The sequence below is a fragment of the Senimuribacter intestinalis genome (genome assembly GCF_943192965.1).
Lineage (GTDB): Bacteria > Bacillota > Clostridia > Peptostreptococcales > Anaerovoracaceae > Senimuribacter > Senimuribacter intestinalis.
Map to the genome: position 1 here is coordinate 76,960 of NZ_CALPCF010000003.1, position 19,255 is coordinate 96,214.

17 protein-coding genes are annotated in these 19,255 nt (G+C 44.6%); 5 read left to right on the forward strand and 12 right to left on the reverse strand.

Features of this window, described 5'->3' with window-relative positions; translation table 11 throughout:
- Window positions 1–8: 8 nt before the first annotated feature.
- Window positions 9–440 (reverse strand): division/cell wall cluster transcriptional repressor MraZ, encoded by a 432-nt coding sequence (gene mraZ / locus NFR88_RS03770; protein ID WP_160200521.1) that lies wholly within the window; start codon window positions 438–440, stop codon window positions 9–11.
- Window positions 441–744: 304 nt separating this feature from the next.
- Between mraZ and NFR88_RS03775 the strand changes: the two genes are divergently transcribed.
- The 3 genes from NFR88_RS03775 to NFR88_RS03785 all read left to right on the forward strand — a co-directional run bounded on the left by NFR88_RS03775 (window position 745) and on the right by NFR88_RS03785 (window position 3,242).
- On the forward strand, window positions 745–1,806 hold the full coding sequence (locus tag NFR88_RS03775; protein ID WP_251613626.1) for a hypothetical protein: 1,062 nt from the start codon (window positions 745–747) through the stop codon (window positions 1,804–1,806).
- Window positions 1,807–2,108: 302 nt separating this feature from the next.
- Window positions 2,109–2,954, forward strand: coding sequence for a hypothetical protein (locus tag NFR88_RS03780; protein ID WP_160200522.1), 846 nt, complete (start codon window positions 2,109–2,111; stop codon window positions 2,952–2,954).
- Between the two features lie 30 nt (window positions 2,955–2,984).
- The gene (locus NFR88_RS03785) at window positions 2,985–3,242 is read left to right on the forward strand and encodes a DUF1653 domain-containing protein (RefSeq protein WP_160200523.1); all 258 of its coding nucleotides are present in this window, start codon (window positions 2,985–2,987) and stop codon (window positions 3,240–3,242) included.
- A gap of 127 nt (window positions 3,243–3,369) precedes the next feature.
- Here the strand turns inward: NFR88_RS03785 and NFR88_RS03790 are convergent, their stop codons facing one another.
- Window positions 3,370–5,307: a bifunctional metallophosphatase/5'-nucleotidase gene (locus tag NFR88_RS03790; RefSeq protein WP_251613628.1), complete on the reverse strand. Its 1,938-nt coding sequence runs from the start codon at window positions 5,305–5,307 to the stop codon at window positions 3,370–3,372.
- A 43-nt stretch (window positions 5,308–5,350) separates the two neighbouring features.
- The gene (locus tag NFR88_RS03795; protein WP_160200525.1) at window positions 5,351–5,602 is read right to left on the reverse strand and encodes a GIY-YIG nuclease family protein; all 252 of its coding nucleotides are present in this window, start codon (window positions 5,600–5,602) and stop codon (window positions 5,351–5,353) included.
- A gap of 129 nt (window positions 5,603–5,731) precedes the next feature.
- Here NFR88_RS03795 and NFR88_RS03800 point away from each other — a divergent pair, with 129 nt between their 5' ends.
- A complete protein-coding gene (locus tag NFR88_RS03800; protein WP_251613630.1) occupies window positions 5,732–6,523 on the forward strand; it encodes a hypothetical protein in 792 nt (263 codons plus the stop codon).
- Here the strand turns inward: NFR88_RS03800 and NFR88_RS03805 are convergent.
- The 8 genes from NFR88_RS03805 to NFR88_RS03840 all read right to left on the reverse strand — a co-directional run bounded on the left by NFR88_RS03805 (window position 6,520) and on the right by NFR88_RS03840 (window position 16,460).
- Complete coding sequence (locus NFR88_RS03805) at window positions 6,520–7,719, reverse strand: AI-2E family transporter (RefSeq protein WP_161908991.1); 1,200 nt, start codon at window positions 7,717–7,719, stop codon at window positions 6,520–6,522. The genes NFR88_RS03800 and NFR88_RS03805 overlap by 4 nt on opposite strands.
- Window positions 7,720–7,979: 260 nt before the next feature.
- Entirely contained in the window at window positions 7,980–10,523 is a 2,544-nt protein-coding gene (locus NFR88_RS03810; protein WP_251613632.1) for a heavy metal translocating P-type ATPase, read from the reverse strand.
- Between the two features lie 5 nt (window positions 10,524–10,528).
- Window positions 10,529–10,837 carry a metal-sensing transcriptional repressor gene (locus tag NFR88_RS03815; protein WP_160200529.1) on the reverse strand — a complete coding sequence of 103 codons (309 nt, stop codon included), beginning with the start codon at window positions 10,835–10,837 and terminating at the stop codon, window positions 10,529–10,531.
- A gap of 309 nt (window positions 10,838–11,146) precedes the next feature.
- Window positions 11,147–11,920 (reverse strand): acyl-[acyl-carrier-protein] thioesterase, encoded by a 774-nt coding sequence (locus NFR88_RS03820; protein ID WP_160200530.1) that lies wholly within the window; start codon window positions 11,918–11,920, stop codon window positions 11,147–11,149.
- A gap of 50 nt (window positions 11,921–11,970) precedes the next feature.
- Window positions 11,971–13,950, reverse strand: coding sequence for an ABC transporter permease (locus NFR88_RS03825; RefSeq protein WP_251613634.1), 1,980 nt, complete (start codon window positions 13,948–13,950; stop codon window positions 11,971–11,973).
- Window positions 13,943–14,710, reverse strand: coding sequence for an ABC transporter ATP-binding protein (locus tag NFR88_RS03830; protein ID WP_160200532.1), 768 nt, complete (start codon window positions 14,708–14,710; stop codon window positions 13,943–13,945). The genes NFR88_RS03825 and NFR88_RS03830 overlap by 8 nt, the downstream gene beginning before the upstream one ends.
- 80 nt (window positions 14,711–14,790) lie before the next feature.
- Window positions 14,791–15,786: a sensor histidine kinase gene (locus tag NFR88_RS03835; RefSeq protein ID WP_251613636.1), complete on the reverse strand. Its 996-nt coding sequence runs from the start codon at window positions 15,784–15,786 to the stop codon at window positions 14,791–14,793.
- Between the two features lie 2 nt (window positions 15,787–15,788).
- A complete protein-coding gene (locus tag NFR88_RS03840) occupies window positions 15,789–16,460 on the reverse strand; it encodes a response regulator transcription factor (RefSeq protein WP_161908995.1) in 672 nt (223 codons plus the stop codon).
- Between the two features lie 305 nt (window positions 16,461–16,765).
- Here NFR88_RS03840 and NFR88_RS03845 point away from each other — a divergent pair, with 305 nt between their 5' ends.
- Window positions 16,766–17,785, forward strand: coding sequence for an aldo/keto reductase (locus NFR88_RS03845; RefSeq protein WP_251613638.1), 1,020 nt, complete (start codon window positions 16,766–16,768; stop codon window positions 17,783–17,785).
- 32 nt (window positions 17,786–17,817) lie between these two features.
- Here NFR88_RS03845 and citC read toward each other — a convergent pair whose 3' ends face one another.
- Window positions 17,818–18,834: a [citrate (pro-3S)-lyase] ligase gene (citC, locus tag NFR88_RS03850; RefSeq protein WP_160200536.1), complete on the reverse strand. Its 1,017-nt coding sequence runs from the start codon at window positions 18,832–18,834 to the stop codon at window positions 17,818–17,820.
- Window positions 18,835–19,255 lie beyond the last annotated feature (421 nt).

Here is a 19,255-nt window from a genome sequence, read left to right on the forward strand (position 1 = left end):
CTTATCCCCTAAAATCTATACTGCGCCAAGGACTCTGCAAATTCTTCAGAATCCATTTTGTTTTCGTTATCCGGTGCGTCCCAGACTTCTTTACTCCAGACCTCAATCTTTCGCATAGCGCCCATTGTCACCAGTTCCTTATCGATGCCTGCGTATTCTTTTAGTTCCGCCGGTATAACGATTCTCCCCTGTTTATCAAATTCGCAGTCAACCGCATTTGCACAGAAGTGACGAATAAATGCTCTAACCTTTGGATCCGATTCAGGCAGCGCCTCAATCTTATCCATCTGCTTGTCCCATTCATTCATAGAGTAGATGTAAAGGCACTTGTCCATACCCTTAGTCAGTACGCACCTGCCGCCCAGCTGATCCCTGTGTTTGGAAGGAACAATCATTCTGTTCTTGGCGTCTATTGAGTTGTTAAAAGTCCCCATGAACATGGATTTTCCTCCAGTTTTATACAAATACGATATACTACTACGATTTTACACACCCCATTTTACACCACTTCCCTCCACTTTTCAAGATTTGTTCCCCACTTTTTTGAATTTCTCCCCCATTTTTTTGATTTTTTCACCTTTCAATTCACGAAAAAAAACAGCTTAACTACATCTTGTACTACCCATTTTCTTTGCACCTAAATGTTGCCTTTCGCATAGGATATATTAAACTTACATAGCGACAGCTATGCCTTCGGCGAATCTTCTCCGAAGTCGTTTAAAATATAAAGTGAGGTAATGAAATATGAACAATGAATCTCTGGTATACCTGAACAAGGTTTTCACCGATCTTGAGATAAAATCCTGTCCTTTGATGACTCAGGTTTGCACAACACCTGAAACCTTCGAGCAGCAGCTGTCTGTCTTTGATCCACAGGAAGAAACTTGCGGCTGCAGCGACTGTTCCTGCGGCGACTGCTCCTGCTGCCATAACTGCGGATGTTCTTGTGGATGTTCCTGTGGATGCGCTTCCGATCTTGATTGCTCCGATTTGAATTTTGTTGTTGACAGCACCGAAGTTATCATCAGTGATTTCGACCTATCGTGCCCATCTTCTATTGAACCTTGCAACGTCACAGTAGACGGCATTCCTGTAGATATGCTGGAAGTGTTCAACGAAAGATACATGGCAGCAACCAATGATTTAATGAGCCGAATCGGCGACTGCTCCTGCATGGAAAGCGGAAATTCAACCAAAGGATATCTGCTGATTTCCGGCGTAGGCGGTTTCCACGCAAAGCTTTCCATCATTCTGCGAGGCAGCGTTTTCAGCGGTGGATGCTGCAAAAAGTTTAAATTAGTTTTTACCACAAGAAACAACATTTGCTTCAATATCCCAGGACAGTCAACTTTCGCTACGTCCCAGCTGTGCCTGCCTTGCACAACTGGCGGAATTGCCCCGATTATCAATTTCTCCTTCTCCGCAAACGGCACCCTTTTGAATCCTATGATTACTGCCTGCCAGACAAACGGAAACTGCAACCTGTCTGTCACCGGCTGCCTAGTAACAGAACCTATCGCAAGCGTACAGGTTACAAGACAGACTTTATTCAGACTGGATGCAGAGGCGCTTCCTGTACCTTGTGATGATATCGAAAAATGCAGACAGAATATAGGCGAATGCGGTCTTGCTGACGATGACAGCAACGCATTTTCTCTGAGACACAGATGTTGTGATGACGGTAGGCGTACAGAGCAGGAAGCCGACAGCTGCAGTTGTGGTTGTGGCTGCACTACTGCTTCCAGAGAAAACCGCACCACTTCTATCGCCTGTCAGTTCAACGGTCGTAACGGCTGTAATTTCTAATTTGCTAATATGAAAACAATTCGCCAGCGCCTTCGCGCTGGCGGTTTTGTGCCGACATTTTGAACCTAGCACTACAGCACCTTTGTACCGGCACTTTTATGTCGGTATTTTGGATATTGAAAATCTATGTATATTCTTTCCAGTTTTCAGTTTTTCAGCAAACGGTTTTCAAAATCATAGACTTTCCATGTAAAAAAGAAGACTCTACCATACATGTTCGGGCAAAATTCCCTTTATGATACAGAGAAATCGGGATATAATAGATATCATAAAGAAAAGCTTGCAAAACGGAGGTAGCCGGCATGAAGAAGAAACTGCTGACAATAGTTGTAAGCCTCGTAGCATTGGCTGTGTTTATTCGGTCGCCTCTGTCAAATTATCCGGTAAGTCTGGCGGTTATGAAAATCTACAGCGAAATCCATGCGCGTGACAGCATCATGGAAGAAAAGGGAATCAAGCTTCATATTCCCGGCGGCAGTGCCGCGAAAGAGAAGAATTGGTATCCCTTTGTGATGACTTTCAATGCCGATGCAGGATTCCAGCGATTTACGGGAGAGTCGAACCTGAAGCTGACCATCCTGTACAACTTTCCGGCTTTTAATCTTTGGAAAGGCTGCAGCATGGTCTATGATTCAGCTTCGCCGTATTACAACGGGTTTTACGGCGCTTATCTGGTTTGCCGCGGAGAAGACGAAACCGTGCCTTACGGCTTCCTGCCTGACGGAAGCCTGGACCCTGAAGCTGCTGCACAAGTGCCCCGGTTTGACTTTCAGAAACTGGTTTTGCAGGATTTTGGCATCAAAACAGATACGCTGGTCTTTGACTGGAAAATAGAAAAAATCCGGACGAAGGTAGCTTATCTTGGAATTGATGGCTGGACGCAGACAGATGCAAGGCTGACGGTCAACGGGATGCAGCACCAAAAAGAAGATTTCCGCAGATCCTATCTGCAGTATGGTCCGCCGGGATACCCTTTGCCGGATATCCCGCCAGAAGCAGACTTTGCGCCGGTGGATATGATAGGCAGATTGTACGGCAGGTACTTTGCAGAATGGGACACGTCAATTTTCTTTTACGTGCTTGCTTCCAATCAAGAAGTACTGGAAAACTGTGACAGGAATATTTTATCCCGCAGCATTCTGCAGTGAATTTATCACACACAACGAGGAGAAATGAAGATGAATACTATAAAAATCAACGGTATATATCGCCACTTCAAAGGCGACTACTATTTACTGGTTGGCACGGCCAACCACTCAGAGACTGGGGAGACCTATGCGGTTTATCGAAAACTATACGAAGACTGCGGGCTCTGGATTCGACCTTTGGACATGTTTCTGGAAGAAGTCGATCATGAAAAATATCCTGATGTGAAGCAGAAATATCGATTTCAGCTTCAGGAGATAAGCAGCGTAAGAGACGAAAATAACCGTTAAAACGCCAGTGCTTTCGCCTGCGCTTTTCCGCAAATACTGTCCCCCAAAAATAATTCCCATATGAAACGCTGGGCTTTCTTTCTATAAAAAAGAGCGTGCCGACGAATTATCGTCAGCACGCTCCTTTTTATCTTCGACTGAACATCATATCTTTCTTTCGAATTGGGTTTTTCCCATATCGAAGTCGCTTAATCAGTTTGACAATCAGCACAAGAATCAGTGCTATAATAGCTATAACCAGTATTGCTGCTGCAATCATCATTCTGAAAAATTTATTAGGCTTCTTGAAAATATCCTCCAGAGTCTTACTGTCCTCAAGCACTTTTCTCCCCTCAGGCGCCCCATACTTTTCAGTAATGTCCTGGGGATCCATAGAGTCCAGATAGGATGCCAACGCATACCACTCTTTCAGCTCACTTCCATTTTTATCGTAAATAATGTGATCTTCAAAATCAGTGATTTCCACTCCATTTTTATCTTTTGGCACAACCGACAAAAGACCGTAAGACATAGAGTTAACCGTGCCCAGCATTTGCGCAGAATAAAGGTCTGCAACCACCCGGTACAACTTGTCGGACTCGGGCTCAGTGATATTTCCTTCTTCGTCCAGCACTTTAATATCAAAGGTTCTGTTCAAAATCAGTCTATTCGGATTATACGTGTAGGTCAAACCGCTGAAATAAAGTCTTGCAGGGCTCATGATTTCAGAAACGGATATATCGATTTCAGCCGCCAGTTTCAGTTCATCCCCTGTCAAATACACGCTGACCAGCGGATAGCCTGCAACACCATCTTTTCCCGTGCCTAAAGACAGCGCGTTGAATGCGTCAGCTACAGTAACTCTTCCTCTCGAAAAAGAGCCTCTGATAACACCAGCCGGTGCCACCGCAACATCTACTGGTACATAATTGTTACCCTCCGTCCTGCGCACACCATACACATAAGAATCGGCAATGAGATTGCCCAAAGCATCCTCTCCCTGCTCCTGTCCAAAAACGTCAATCTCCGTAAAATCTACTGGATTGCTGACTAAAGTTTGATCCCAGCTATAACCGTAGAGGTTGAAATATTTCCTGTCTGCCAGTTTCTTGAATTTGTTTACTGCATCTGCAGTTTTCTTATTCTCCTTAATTTTGTTATCAAGAGGTATCAGTTCATAGTCATCAAGTTGGTAGTCGTCTCCCTTTTTCACAAAGGTCACGGCACCCAATTTTTCGTTGTACTGTCCGCAGGAAGCGATTACTGTATCACCCTTTATAATTGGCTGCGAAAACTCAGTGTGACTGTGTCCACTGATAATCAAATCAATGCCATCTACTGATTCTGCCAGGATTTCATCCTCGGAAGCTTCCGGATTTGCTGAGGTACCGCTGTGGGAAATGCATACAATCAGATCAGCCTCCTCCTTGCTCTCTATCTGCTCTACGACAGCCCGCGCGGTTTCCACAGGATCCTTAAAATAAGTACCGCTTTCCGGCGCATAGCTTGCCGATTCCTTTCCGAAAATACCGAAAACAGCTACTTTGACACCGCCGCGAACAAAGACCTGATACGTCTGATTGACCCCATATTCATTCATGGCATTTTGAAGATTTTCTCCATCAGCGCGCAAAGCTTCTTCCCCAAGGGTTTTCTCCCAGTCTATGTTAGAAATCACCAGCGCCGGCACTTTATCTTTGGAAGTCTTTGCCGTGCGGAGCATTTTTGCAAGACCTTTTGAACGATAGTCAAACTCATGGTTACCAAAGGTAGTCGCATCATATCCCACAGCTCCCATCATCCGAAGTTCACTTGCCTCTTGTTTGAAAATGGTCTGAAAAGGTGTGCCCATGGAAAAATCTCCCGCATCAAAAACGAAAGTCTGGGCATTTTCTTTCTTTTTCCCATCGATAACAGTCTTGATCTTCGCAAATTTTTCAAGATGGGAATGCATGTCGTGGGAAAATACGATGGAAATCGCATCATTTCCACTGTGTCCGCCAAAGCTGTCGACGGAACAATCATCATCAGGGTCATACAAAGGACCAGTGCTTTTGCCAGTATTTTTTTCATCATATTGCCTCATATTCTCTGTTTACCGGATTTTATCCGATTTTTTGTCTATTTTATCACAGTTTGTCGAATTGTGCCACCAGTAGTTCTTTCTTCTCTTTAGAAAGCTTCTTGATAGCAGCCTCTCTGCGCATAGCCTCTTCCTTGGTTTCAAATTCTTCAAAGTATACCAGGGTCACTGGGCGCCTTCCTCTTGTGTACTTAGCGCCCTTTCCGCTGTTATGAGCTTTTTCTCTGCGTTTAAGATTTGTAGTGTAACCCGTATACAGGCTGCCGTCGCTGCACCGCACCATATAGGTATAATTCATAAATCCACCTCGTACTCTCTACACAGTATATCACAAAATAACAAAAAAGACCTGGTATATTTTCCTCCAACTTTCAGACAATAGAAACAACTAATACGCTATTGAAAATTCTATTGTATAGGAGGATTTATGACTGATTACCCACTTCTGATTGCTCTTTTTTCTGTTCCGTTTCTTCTGGGCAGGCTGCGCACCTTCCGGAAAGGTCTCGTTACAAGCCTGTTTATACTGCTACTCTTTCTGGGAAATGGCAGTCTTTTGACGCTTATCATTCCTATCAGCAGCGCTGTATTTCTTTTTTTCATGGAAAGAAAAAGGGCAGTCCCTGCAAGAGAGCAATCTGCCTTTGTAAAAAATCCTTTTTCCTTTATGATGACTATATTTCTCATTTCTATGGCAATTTTCTGCGCTTTTGGAGATGCGTTCTATCACTATGGGTTGTTTCTGTCACTAGATGAAAAAATCCTTGCCTTGGGAAAACAGTGTGCAAGCTTTGGTCTTCTGTTAGGTCCTCTTGTTCTTGGAAATCGGTGTGACCGCAAAGGACCTTTCAGCGCCGCAGTTTTTCTCTCCCTGTCGGCAGAGCTTTCCATCCTTTTCGCCGGAACCGCTCAAAGCAGCGCTTTGCTCTTTGTCATCGGAAATTTTCTTCTATCTTTTTCTATTTCCGGCTTTTTCGTGCTCATGCCTTTGCTTTTTTCTGCATTCTACGGACAAGAGAATTTTCTTCGCATGTATCCCGTCTCAGCGGCAAGCGCCGCCCTTTGCTGGGGAGTTTTTAGATATTTCTACATCAGTGACTGGTCAAAATCAGTAAGTCCGGCGTCCTTCCTTTTGAGTCTTTTGATTCTCATTGTCGTCTCTTCCTTTTGCGTCTTTCACGCCTGGAAAAGAAGACTGGTTTTAGTACAGCCGATTTAGACCTGCCTGTCCTTTTTTATCAGAAGGACCTCTTCAGCAAATTCAGCTTTTTCCTGCCATTTTTCTGGCGATACATTGTTTTCAGCCAGCCTGTTCTTCACGTAAAGTCTAAACAGGGCATACAGCACAGAGCAAATCGGAATGAAGATAATCATGCCGGCAACACCCATCAGGTTTCCACCTACAGTAATAGCAACCAGAACCCAAATCGACGGAAGGCCAATGGAACCGCCTACTACGTGCGGATAAATCAAATTTCCTTCTATTTGCTGCAGCACCAAAAACATAGCTAAAAAAATCAGAGCTTTCAGCGGGCTTACCATGAGAATCAGAAGCACACCGATTGCACAGCCGATAAACGCTCCCACCATAGGAATGAGTGCTGTAAATGCAATCAGTACAGAAATCAGCATAGCATACGGCAGCCCGAAAATTGTCATCGTCACAAAAAACATCAGACCCAAAATGCAGGCTTCCAGGCACTGTCCGGAAATGAATTTTGAAAAAGTCTTACTGGACAGGCCCAGTACATAAAGAACCTTGTCTGCAGTCTGCTCTTTCAAAAACGCATAGAGAATCTGCCTGCCCTGTCCTGCCAGTTTTTCTTTTGCCATAAGAATATATACCGCAAAGACAAAGCCAATGAAAAAGCTGACAAGCGCCCCGATGATATTGCTCACGGTGCTGATTCCGCTGTTTATCATAGTTGTTGCGGCATCTTGAATCAGTACAGAAACCTTTTGCACAATTTCACCCCAGTCAACCGCTAGCTGCTCTGAAATATTCTGTACCACACGAAAGTAGCCCATATTTGCACTAATCCATTCCTGTACTGTATTAAACGCTACTGGCAGCTGCTCTGCAATACTCATCATGGTTTCCGAAAGCTGCGGAATGATGATATACATGGCAACTACAATAATGCCAAGAACCAGCGTCAGCGTCACCAGAAAAGAAACTGCTCTGCTGCCCTTTTTCTTTCTGCTTTCACCACGAAAAAGTCTGTTCTCAATCTTTGTCATAGGCACGTTAAGCACAAATGCAATACAAGCACCCAATATAAACGGAAATGTAACGTCAAGAACACTGCCCAAAGATTCCATTACAAGTCCAATATTTTTCACACCCAAATAAAACAAAATGCACGCAAATGCAATGAGTATGGTCGTTTTTATGTTTTTCTTATTCCAGTCCAAATTTTATTCCCCCTCGTTTCGTTCCTGGCTTATTAACCTTGTTCACAGCCTCATACACAATATAATATATTTTAGCACAGAGGCAGGGAATCAGTAAAGGGGTTCTGCGCCAACTTCGATACTATTTTCCCAAGATTTTGAGTTCCTTCTGCTTCAAAGCAGCCCGCAGGGCGCACAAGAAAAAAGCAGCCGTTCTGACAGGCGGTTCTTCCCGTCACCAAAAGGCTGCTTTCTTTCATTTTTCCGCAAGCGGCGCGATGCTATCTTACCAGCTCGTAGCCCGCATCCTTTACCACTGCTTCAAAAGCATCCATGGAAATTTCCTTTTCGCTTTCTACGCTGGCAATACCGGATTCCAGATTAACCTCAGCCGTAACACCTTCCATTGCGTTAAGAGCATCAGCCATGTGTTTCTGGCAATGCTGACACATCATGCCTTTAATCATCAGTTCATATTTCATTTTTTCTTTCCTCCTTATTTCCTCAGCACCTGTGCAAGAAGCAGCCAGTGCGGATAATCGTTTTACTTTAAAATTTCTAAGACGCAGTGCATTGAGCACTACACATACACTGGACAGGCTCATGGCAGCCGCCCCAATCATCGGCGACAGTTTCAGACCGAACATCGGATACCAAATTCCTGCCGCAACAGGAATACCGATAACGTTATAGAAAAATGCCCAGAACAGATTTTCTTTGATGTTTCGAATGACCGCTTTGGAAAGCTTTACGGCAGTCACTGCATCCAAAAGATCATTTCTCATCAGCACAGCGTCCGCACTTTCAATAGCAACGTCGGTTCCCGCACCGATAGCGATACCGATATCTGCTTTGGCAAGCGCTGGTGCATCGTTGATACCGTCACCAATCATGGCAACCTTATGACCTTCAGCCTGCAGTCCTGCAATATGCTTTTCTTTGTCGCTAGGCAAAACCTCTGCAATAACCTTTGGAATCTGCAGCCTTTTTCGTAAGGCTTCCGCCGTCCGTTTATTATCTCCCGTCAGCATGACCACATCAATCTTCATCTCTGCAAAAGCATCTATCGCCGCTTTACTGCTTTCCTTTTCCACATCGGCGACAGCAATGATGCCGATTATACTCTTTTCTTCAGCAAAAATCAGCGGCGTTTTTCCCTGGTCGGAAAGAACGCCCAGTTTATCTTCAATACCCTCTGTTGAAATTCCAGACTCTTTCATCAGTGCAGCATTTCCCGCAAAGTATTTCTTTCCGTCGATGACAGCCTTTACGCCTCTTCCAAATACCGCCTCAAAGCCTTCGGCTGCTTCCTGCTGCACCTGTCTTTCTTTTGCATACTCCATCACAGCTTCCGCCAGTGGATGTTCGCTTCCTGCCTCTAAAGTCGCTGCAATTTTTGTAAGTTCTTCCTCGCTCATACCAAAGGCAGCAATATCCGTTACCTTTGGTTTTCCCTCTGTAATGGTGCCTGTTTTATCCATAACAACAGTGTCAATACTGTGCGCCGTTTCCAGCGCCTGACCGGATTTGATGAGAATGCCGTTTTCGGCGCCTTTTCCGGTTCCAACCATGATTGCTACCGGCGTTGCAAGACCCAGTGCGCACGGGCAGGAAATCACCAGAATAGAAATGCCGATAGACAGCGCAAACTCAAAGCCATACCCTGCAATCATCCATATAACTGCAGCAATGACAGCGATAGCAATAACTGTCGGTACAAAAACTCCTGCGATTTTATCCGCCATTCTGGCGATAGGCGCTTTGCTGGCACTGGCCTCTTCAACTAAACGAATAATCTGGCTGATGGTGGTATCTTCCCCCACTTTGTCACAGCGCACTTTGATAAAACCGGTTTTGTTGATTGTCGCAGAAACTGCTCTGTCACCAGGCTGCTTTTCTACCGGAATGCTCTCTCCTGTAATAGCAGACTCATCAACACTGGTTGTTCCACTGATAATTTCACCGTCTGCAGCGATGCTTTCGCCCGGTCTTACGACCAGAATATCTCCTTGCATCAGTGCACTGGTTTCAATACTGATTTCTTTTCCGTCCCTCTCTACTGTAGCTGTTTTCGGTGCCAGATTCATCAGCTTTTCGATAGCTTGACTGGTCTTTCCTTTGGAACGGGTTTCCATATATTTCCCTACTGTAATCAAGGTCAGAATCATGGCTGCAGATTCAAAATAAATATCCCCTGCATAGTGATGTACCAGCGCCATATCTGCCGTCTCAAAGCCGTGAACAATACGAAAGATTGCAAAGGTTCCGTAAAGAATCGCTGCCGAAGCCCCCATAGCAATGAGACTGTCCATGTTGGGGCTTCCTCTGAAAAGACTTGGAAATCCCTTGAGAAAGTATTTCCGGTTCAAAAACACGATCGGTATGAGAAACAGCACCTGTGCCAGTATATTGGTCAAAGGATGCTCCATATCCATATGATGACCTGTCAGCATTGGCCCCATGGAAAAACACATCATGGGTATCAGAAGCGCCACCGACCAAATTAATCTTTGCTTCATCTGTTTGGTTTCATCAAGCGCAGCCTTAGATGCACTGCCATTACTGCCCCCGCGGGCTGCGCCGTTTCCTGCACCGCCCTCAGCACTTTTCCCTCCATCGTCAACAAATGCGCCATAGCCGGCTTTTTCAACTGCTGTAATAATTCCTTCCGTATCCAGTTGGTTTTCATCGTATTCGACCTGCATAGTGCCTGTCAAAAGATTAACGCTGACCTCCTGACTGCCCGCAAGCTTCGTCACAGTCTTTTCTACTCTGGATGAGCATGCCGAGCAGGTCATTCCCGTCACTCTAAATTTTTCTTTCATAACTATTACCTCATCAGTTTATGCAGGGTATCGCAAAGCTCGTCGACCATCTTGCTGCCGCCCTGCTTCACATCTTCCACTACACACGATTTAATATGTGCAGAAAGCAAAACTTTATTAAAAGAATTGATTGCAGCGCTGACGGAAGCTACCTGATTGACAATGTCAATACAGTATCTGTCTTCCTCTACCATCTTTCTGATTCCGCGAATCTGTCCCTCTATCCGTGCTAATCTATTGATTAAATCCTTTAATTCTGCTTCTTCTCTGTGTTTGACACGCTCAGAGCAAGCAGAGCATGATTTTTCGCTCATAATGCGCCTCCTGTTTTCTCGTGATACATATAGTATACCCCTGTAGGGTATATTAAATCAAGTATTTTTTCTCGCCTGTGCATATATTTCGTAAAAATCCTCTAACTATGCACGCAGGTGTGCATAGAATTAGAAAAAAGCAAAAAAATATGCACTTTTGAGCTGTTTCACGCTGATTCATCTACTGAATCTGCGATATTTCATTCCCAAAAATGCATATATTTCTTGTATAGTCCGAAAATATGCACATTCTCCGAGAAAATTATGCATATTTTTAAAGAAAATGGCGATTCTATGTACACCTTAGAGTCACCCACCGGCAGCAATGCATCGGTTTACTTTCCGAACACCAATCATAGCTTCCACATTGGTTCCCGCCTCTACCTCTGTATAGAAGCAGTAGGTTTCCTCCGCACGGCTGTCTTCTGGCACCGGTGCAGGCAGCTTTGCCATATAAATGGTAATTTCACCTCCAAGGGGTGCTTCCTTCTGGTAACGAAGGTTCACCGATGTAACCTCTTTTTCCTGAATATCAGGAATAAGTCCCCAAAGCATGTCAGGATAGTAAGTGTTGTTCATGTGCAGATTGATATCCACATCGCTGTAAGCCACCTGCTTCGTACCGACTTTTTCAAATTTCAAATCCTTCGGCAGGCGAAACCTGTCTTTCAGCCCCATCTCGTGAGGTTCTTCCATCTCATAATTGCTAAGATCCACCTCAGAGGCTTTGCAAAGCTTTCCAGTCTCATGATTGACAACTGCCCAGACGCTATAGCCCTTTGCCACGATTTCACCTTTGCAGACCATGACAAAACATCTGATAAAGGTTGCACCCTTTTCCGGGCAGCGCCAAGTCTGTACCGTAATCTCATCGTACTTTTCCGTCTGTTTGTAAATTTCAATGGAAATTCGCGTCAGGATAAAAGCCTTGCCGTCCACAAACAGCTCGTAATAAGTCGGTTTGCGGTCGCGCATTTGATGGTCTGCAGTCTCAATCATATACCGCTGTACCAGAGACGGCCGCAGATGATTATTAATATCCACATCATGACTGGTGATTACATAATTGTCCGTGTATCTCATTTCCACCCTTCTTTCTATTCAGTCTGAAAGGTATTATAACATAATTTTTTTTATCCCACAATCTTGTAATATTCTCTCGCCGTCACCATGTACACCAGAGCGTAAATCCCTGCAAAAATCAGGAAAGTCACCAGAGTGCAGACTGCAAAGAGCCCCACATTGGTCATAGCAAATACTAAAAGCAGCTTAGTAATCATCTTAAATGCCGCAGCAATATGAATGCCTGCCATGACAAGAGGCACGAAGAACACCATCAGCACCTGTTTACGAATGGTCGCTTTTACTTCCTTCTTGCTCATGCCTACCTTCTGCATAATCTCAAATTTCTCTTTATCATAGTAGCCCTCGGAAATCTGTTTATAGTAGATGATGAGCGCTGCCGCAAATGTGAATACAATCCCCAGGAAGATGCCCAGAAACAGAAAGCCGCCAACCATCTCTACATAATCACCTGTTTCTTCTTCTTGCGTGGCAACCCTAAGCATTTCGTAGTGCAAACCAAGCTCACTGTCATCTTCTCTAAGCGCCTGTGCATAGTTGGCATTCAGCTGTTCATCGCAGTCAGTATAAATGTTCAGGTGGGTATAGAGGTAACAGCTGTTTTCGTATCCACCATTTACCACTGTAAGAAGATTCTGCAGTGCTTCGTCATCTGCCAGAATTAAATAGCTGACATCGGTCATACCATTTTCTATCTCTGCCAGCTCCAGAAAACCGTCTACTTTCTCTTTCAGATGAAACTGTATGTTTCCCACTTTGAAATCCTCAGAAACATCAGACAGAGTTGTATACATAGCAACTTCGTTTCCGGTAAGTCCCAGTTTTTTGCCTGTCAACCTAGTATATGAATCCTCTGTCATAGCTGCAAAGCTTACCATGTCTTTTATATTCTCCTCTGTTCCCCTTTCAAAAATGTAGTTTTCTTCGCTTCTTATTGCAACAAAGGGAAGGAACTGATACGCCCTAATATTTTCGATTTTTACACCCATGCTGTCAGCACGATTTTTTGCGGCATTTTCAAGTTTTCCCATATCATCGTTTATTTTTGCCGTGCACTCCTGAATATTAATATCTCCCGGAGCCATCTTGTCAACGGTATCATTCATACCGAAAAACAGGCTGACCGTGCCAGATACCATGACAAGCACCATAGTAGATAAAATGCAGATGTTTGCAAGTCCCACTGCATTTTGCTTCATTCTGTAAATCAATCCGGAAACTGCCGTAAAATTACCCGACTTATAGTAAAACTTTTTATTCTTACGCAGTGCCTTTAAAATGACGATACTTCCCGCAGTGAAAAGGCAATAGGTGCCGATTACAACAAGCACCACCGCCACAAAGAAAAGCATTAACGCCTTCAGCGGATTTTCTGTAGTAATTGCAATGTAATATCCTGCCCCCAGACATAAAAATCCTACCAGAGCCAATGCGCCTTTTGCCTTCGGTTCTTTCTCCCCTACATTTCCTCCGTGAAGAAGTTCAATCGGCTTTGCAAGGCGAATACTCATCTGGTTTGCCAGTGTCGTCAGCACAAAAAGCGCACCAAAGAGAATCGCACTGTAGATGATGGCATCTTTAGAAATCTCAATTCCAAAAGGTGGTTCTGCGCCAAAGACCCAGTTTAGAAACAAGTGTACCAGCTTGCTGAACAGAATTCCACTGAACATGCCGCAGATAAAGGATGACATCGAAATCAGCATCCCTTCTATCACCAGAATTCTGCCGATGTGTCGCTTTTCCATACCGAGAATATTGTAAAGACCGATTTCCTTTTTTCTCCGTTTCATAAGAAAGCTGTTGGTATAGAACAGGAAGATAAAGGAAAATATTGCCATAACTCCTACGCCCAGTCCCATAATCATGCTGAGACTGGCAGACATAGTCGATATTCCCTCATTCATGGCAAGAAAACAAATGATATAAAACATCCCCGTAATTCCTGCTGAAGCCAAAAAATACGGCAGATAAAACTTTCGATTATTTTTAATATTGGTCAGCGCAAGCTTCCATGAAAAATTTTTAGCCACGTTTACCACCACCTGACTGCAAAACCGTCAGTGTGTCCGAAATCTTTGCGAACATCTCATCTTCGGTCATATTTGCTCTGTAAATCTGATGGAACACTTCACCGTCTTTAATAAAGAGCACTCTGCTGGCGTGACTTGCCGCTTTGGTACTGTGGGTCACCATCAGAATCGTCTGTCCCGCTTCATTGATCTCACCAAAAAGTTTGAGCAGACTGTCGGATGCAGCAGAGTCCAGCGCCCCTGTCGGTTCATCTGCCAAAATCAGCTGCGGACTTGTAATCAACGCTCTTGCAACCGCCGCTCTCTGCTTCTGTCCGCCAGATACTTCATAAGGATATTTCTTCAGGATATCTTTAATTGCCAGATGTTCCGCAATAGGAGCAAGCTTCTTTGCCATTTCTTTATAATTTTTCTTCGCCAGCACCAGAGGCAGGAAAATATTGTCCTGCAGTGAAAAGGTATCCAGCAGATTGAAATCCTGAAACACAAATCCAAGATTATCACGGCGAAATGCGGAAATTTCCCGCTCAGAAATCGTTACGATATTTCTGCCGGCAAGGAGCACCTCGCCGCTGGTCGGCTTATCCAGCGCCGCTAAAATGTTGAGCAACGTGGTTTTACCGGAACCTGATTCCCCCATAATTGCCACATATTCACCCTCTTCAACAGAAAAAGACACATTGGAAAGTGCCTGCACCTGATTTCCTCCAAAGCGGGTCGTATAGATTTTCTTCAAATTTTTAACTTCTAAAATGGTCATTTTTTGAACCCCTTTCTATGAACATGGCTCTATGATAGCAAAAAAGGGAACATAAGTCCTATACATTCCCTTACAATCCTTTATTCAAATCTTACATTTTCGTAAGTCCCAAGCCCCAGCTTCACCTTCGTGCCCTTGCCCACCTGCGATTCGATGGTCATAGTGTGTCCCAGCTTATTCATAATCATCCTGCAAAGATAAAGCCCTATACCCGTTGACTTCTTATCCTTGCGTCCAGTATAGCCAGTATATCCTTTATCAAATATCCGCGGCAGATCTTCCTCCTGGATACCGATTCCCGTATCCTCAATCACAAGCGTACAAGGCAGCACCTTGTCCATATAAATAGAAATTTTTCCGGACGGTGTATATTTCAGCGCATTGGAAAGCACCTGCTCCAGCACAAAGGAAAGCCACTTTTCATCGGAAATCGTCTTTGCATCGACTCCCTGATAATCCAGAGATATCTTTTTCTTAATAAAGATTGTAGAATATTTTTTTACTACTTCACGGATAATCCTGTCAAGATCTTGCCGTTCAATGCGAAAGTCCGTGCTATCCGCACCCAGCCGCAAATACTGCAGCACCATCTCCACGTACTGTTCCACCTTAAACAGTTCCATAACAAGCTGATCTCTGCACACTCCAGGCATTTCACTCTGCAGCAGTAAATCCATAGCAGCAATCGGCGTTTTAATCTGGTGCGCCCACAGCGTATAGTACTCAATCATATCGCTCATAGCCTTGTCTCTTTCCGACACCGCCGCCGAAGTCGTTGCATACAGGGATTTGATAATTTTCAGATATTCTTCTTCAATGGCATTGGCAGGCATTGGCAGCTGCTCCGGTCCAAACTGGATTCTCGCCCTGATATCCTGCAAAACTTCCTGCCTCTGCCGAAATCTTGCATAGCTGTAAATCATGAACACTAAGGCAAAAAACAGGCAAAGCACAATCGCATAGATGAGGGCGTCATACGGCATCCCAAAGAGAAATGCCACCAGACAAAATATCCCCAGATACACCAAAAACAGCAGCGCCGTCTTACATTTGCTTCTAATATATTTTCCAATCATAATTATTCTACCAGATATCCCATACCTTTCTTCGTCTTAATAAAATCATTCAGTCCGCTGGCTTCCAGCTTTCTGCGAAGTCTTGCCACATTGACGGTAAGTGTGTTCTCATCTACAAAGCTGTCGGTCTCCCAAAGCCGCTCCATCATATCATCTCTGCTGACGACATTTCCTTTTCGCTCCAGCAGAATCTGCAAAATGCGAAACTCGTTTTTGGTCAAGTCGATCTTTTCTCCCTCATAGGTTAAGCTTGCATCCCCCATATTCAGCACCGCGCCCATGTGAGTCAAAACAGGGCTTTGCACACCGAAATCATAGGTTCTGCGAAGCAGCGCCTGCACCTTTGCAGTCAGCACCGCAAGGTCGAAAGGTTTTGCAATAAAATCATCTCCACCCATATTCATAGCCATGACGATATTCATATTATCTGAAGCCGAGGAAATAAAGATGATTGGAACCTTGGAAACCGCCCTAATCTGGGTGCACCAATAATAGCCGTTAAAAAAGGGCAGCCCGATATCAAGCAGAACCAAATCCGGTTCAAAGCTTTCGAATTCTCCCATCACATCCTTAAAATTTTCCACACAGTGGGCGCTGCAATTCCATGTTTCTATATGATGGGCGATAGATTTTGCAATCACCACGTCGTCTTCTACAATGAGTATTTTGTGCATGTTCTCTTCCCCCTTTTTTGATTCTATTTTACCATTCTTCTTTTTTCTTTGCAAGAAAAGGAAACGCACGGGGGGGGAGCAGTGTGCGGACGCCCTGCTACGCTTCTCTTAAAAGACGGGCACAGGGTATATCTTTAACCCAAATCTCGATTTTCTGTAAAAAAGTCGATTTTAGGTTAAGACGCCGCGCTGAAATGGCGGTCGAAATGACGCCGGTCATCAAAAAGATAGTATAAACAAACCCGCCAATTGATGGTATAATACTTCCATAGAATGCTTTTAGAAAAAGATTGAGGTGATATTTTATGACACAAATCAGACTTGGAAAAACAGAAATTATTACAAATAAAAACGGATTCGGCGCACTGCCGATTCAGAGAATTTCTTATGAAGAAGCCGATGCTTTGATTATGAAGGCTTACGAGGCAGGTATCACTTTCTTTGATACTGCCAGATTTTATACTGACAGTGAAGCTAAACTGGGAAAAGCGCTGAGCGAGCGGGGACTTCGTCAGAAAGTCTACATCGCCAGCAAAACCATGTGCAATAGCACTGAAGAATTTTGGTCGCAGCTTGAAACCACCCTCACTAATCTGCAGACCGATTATCTGGATCTCTATCAGTTTCACAATCCCGCTTTCTGTCCAAAACCTGGCGATGGCACAGGGCTTTACGAGGCAATGTTGGAGGCTAAAGCCCAAGGGAAAGTTCGCCACATCGGCATTACCAATCACAGACTGGCTGTGGCTCACGAAGCCATCGAATCCGGGCTTTACGAAACACTGCAGTTTCCGTTCAGTTACCTTGCCAGCAAAGAAGAAGTCCAGCTGGTAGAAAAATGCAAAGAAGCGGATATGGGATTTATCGCTATGAAAGCTATGGGCGGCGGGCTGATTACCCGCGCAGACGCCTCTTATGCGTTCTGTGCGCAGTACGAAAATGTACTTCCAATCTGGGGTGTACAAAGGCAGGAGGAACTGCAACAGTTTCTGGACTGTGAGAAAAATCCGCCGCAGATGGATGCTGCCATGAAGGATTTTATTGCGCAGGAGCGAGCAGAACTTGCAGGTGATTTCTGCCGCGGCTGCGGCTACTGCATGCCTTGTCCTGCAGGCATTAAAATCAACGACTGCGCCCGTATGTCACTGATGATTCGCCGCGCGCCGACAGGTATCTACATGGATCAAGCTCATCAGGAGGATATGGAACAGATTGCAGAGTGTCTTCACTGCAATCAGTGTAAAGAACGCTGTCCTTACGGACTGGATACACCGGCATTACTTGAAAAGAATCTAAAGGATTATCGGGAGCAATTGAAGAAATAATTACAAAAATGACCGCATGCTATCAAATTATGCTAGCTGCGGTCATTTTCTGTATTTAGTTCTCTTTGCAGATATTTTAAGGTCGTTTCTGGCAGCAACTGCGCAAGTTCTTTGCTTTCTGCGCCTTCGCTCTTCAAAAGTGCTCTGACTCTGCTGGCACTGATGGCCTCTCCACCCGCGGTCAGGCGAGGAATTTCTTCCACGCTGATTCCTGCTTTAGGCAGTCTTTTTTTCAGAGTTTCATTGTAGATTTCTGTCACCGGAGAAAAAGGCTCTGTCCCCAGAAAACGCACCGATACGCCCAGCGCCGGAGCGATATATTCTGCGAACAGCTCTGCATCTATGGCAGCATGTGCAAAAGCCAGATTTTCTTCCTTCGTAAAATAACTGGGAAAAGTCAGGCTAGATACCGCATAGCGGCCGCCGGGTATTACGGTCACATTCCTTAAATCTGCTGTTCCTGCCTTTACCATGGCAAAACGATCCGCAAAGGAAAACTGCGAAACATCTTCTTCTACTACTAAAAGAAATACATGGCTGCAGGCTGAGGCAGCTTTCTCCACCAGATAACGATGCCCCCTCGTAAACGGATTACAGTTCATCACCAGCGCACCGACAAAAAATGCATCGTCGAAGGCAGCGGATGCCTCTTGTCTGTAAGTTTTCAATTTTTCTACATACTGCGCAATCCCTGCCTCGCCCCATTCCAGCAACGCCGCATAGGGTCTTGCCGTTGCTGCAAGGCGAAATCCAAGACCAGTAAACTGCATTACTTTTTCTGGTTTGGTGAAAAGATACAGGCTGCGGAGCCCCTGCTCTGCGGCTTTCTGCGCCAGATGGGTTATCACCTTAGCAGTTAAATCTTCACCTTGAAATTCAGGATGGACAGCGATACCCTGAATCATATCACCCTTGAGACTGCCGCAGGCGACCAGCCTGTCATGGAAAAATATCCCAGCAGTATAGTCCACCGCTTGGGGCAGTGTAAGTCCGCAAAGGGAAAGCAGGCTTTCCGCCTGTTCTATGTTGACGGTTTCAATATAAAACATGGTTCTCATTCCGTTCCATTTTTGTGAATTTTGCAGAAAACTGTCAGCTCATTGCCGGTCGACAGCTTTCGCAATAGGAAAGTTATGCAATCCCACTTTTGAGTAGGGCATTTGCACAACCTTTGGGGATCGCATGCGACCAGGTTGTGCAGATTCATCTAAAGCAGGAGGGTTTGCACAACTGCGGACTAATCTGCGCTGAGAAAGCTGTGCAGAGTTGTGCAGATTAGACTGTTTACAGACAACTTTGCAAAACCCAAAACAGTCTTTTGCCGTAAAAGTTGTGCAGACAGTTCTTTTATAGAAGGATTTGCACAACCGCCAAGTAAGTGACGGTGAAAAAGTTGTGCAAGCAAACCCTATTACCACTTCTAATGCACAACTTTTGGGAATCGCATGCGACCGGATTGTGCAGATTTGT

What these genes read in the sequence shown, in the direction of transcription:
- mraZ (WP_160200521.1), bottom strand. Translation starts at nt 440, where the DNA reads ATGTTCATGGGGACTTTTAACAACTCAATAGACGCCAAGAACAGAATG.
- NFR88_RS03775 (WP_251613626.1), top strand. Translation starts at nt 745, where the DNA reads ATGAACAATGAATCTCTGGTATACCTGAACAAGGTTTTCACCGATCTT.
- NFR88_RS03780 (WP_160200522.1), top strand. Translation starts at nt 2,109, where the DNA reads ATGAAGAAGAAACTGCTGACAATAGTTGTAAGCCTCGTAGCATTGGCT.
- NFR88_RS03785 (WP_160200523.1), top strand. Translation starts at nt 2,985, where the DNA reads ATGAATACTATAAAAATCAACGGTATATATCGCCACTTCAAAGGCGAC.
- NFR88_RS03790 (WP_251613628.1), bottom strand. Translation starts at nt 5,307, where the DNA reads ATGAGGCAATATGATGAAAAAAATACTGGCAAAAGCACTGGTCCTTTG.
- NFR88_RS03795 (WP_160200525.1), bottom strand. Translation starts at nt 5,602, where the DNA reads ATGAATTATACCTATATGGTGCGGTGCAGCGACGGCAGCCTGTATACG.
- NFR88_RS03800 (WP_251613630.1), top strand. Translation starts at nt 5,732, where the DNA reads ATGACTGATTACCCACTTCTGATTGCTCTTTTTTCTGTTCCGTTTCTT.
- NFR88_RS03810 (WP_251613632.1), bottom strand. Translation starts at nt 10,523, where the DNA reads ATGAAAGAAAAATTTAGAGTGACGGGAATGACCTGCTCGGCATGCTCA.
- NFR88_RS03815 (WP_160200529.1), bottom strand. Translation starts at nt 10,837, where the DNA reads ATGAGCGAAAAATCATGCTCTGCTTGCTCTGAGCGTGTCAAACACAGA.
- NFR88_RS03820 (WP_160200530.1), bottom strand. Translation starts at nt 11,920, where the DNA reads ATGAGATACACGGACAATTATGTAATCACCAGTCATGATGTGGATATT.
- NFR88_RS03830 (WP_160200532.1), bottom strand. Translation starts at nt 14,710, where the DNA reads ATGACCATTTTAGAAGTTAAAAATTTGAAGAAAATCTATACGACCCGC.
- NFR88_RS03835 (WP_251613636.1), bottom strand. Translation starts at nt 15,786, where the DNA reads ATGATTGGAAAATATATTAGAAGCAAATGTAAGACGGCGCTGCTGTTT.
- NFR88_RS03840 (WP_161908995.1), bottom strand. Translation starts at nt 16,460, where the DNA reads ATGCACAAAATACTCATTGTAGAAGACGACGTGGTGATTGCAAAATCT.
- NFR88_RS03845 (WP_251613638.1), top strand. Translation starts at nt 16,766, where the DNA reads ATGACACAAATCAGACTTGGAAAAACAGAAATTATTACAAATAAAAAC.
- citC (WP_160200536.1), bottom strand. Translation starts at nt 18,834, where the DNA reads ATGTTTTATATTGAAACCGTCAACATAGAACAGGCGGAAAGCCTGCTT.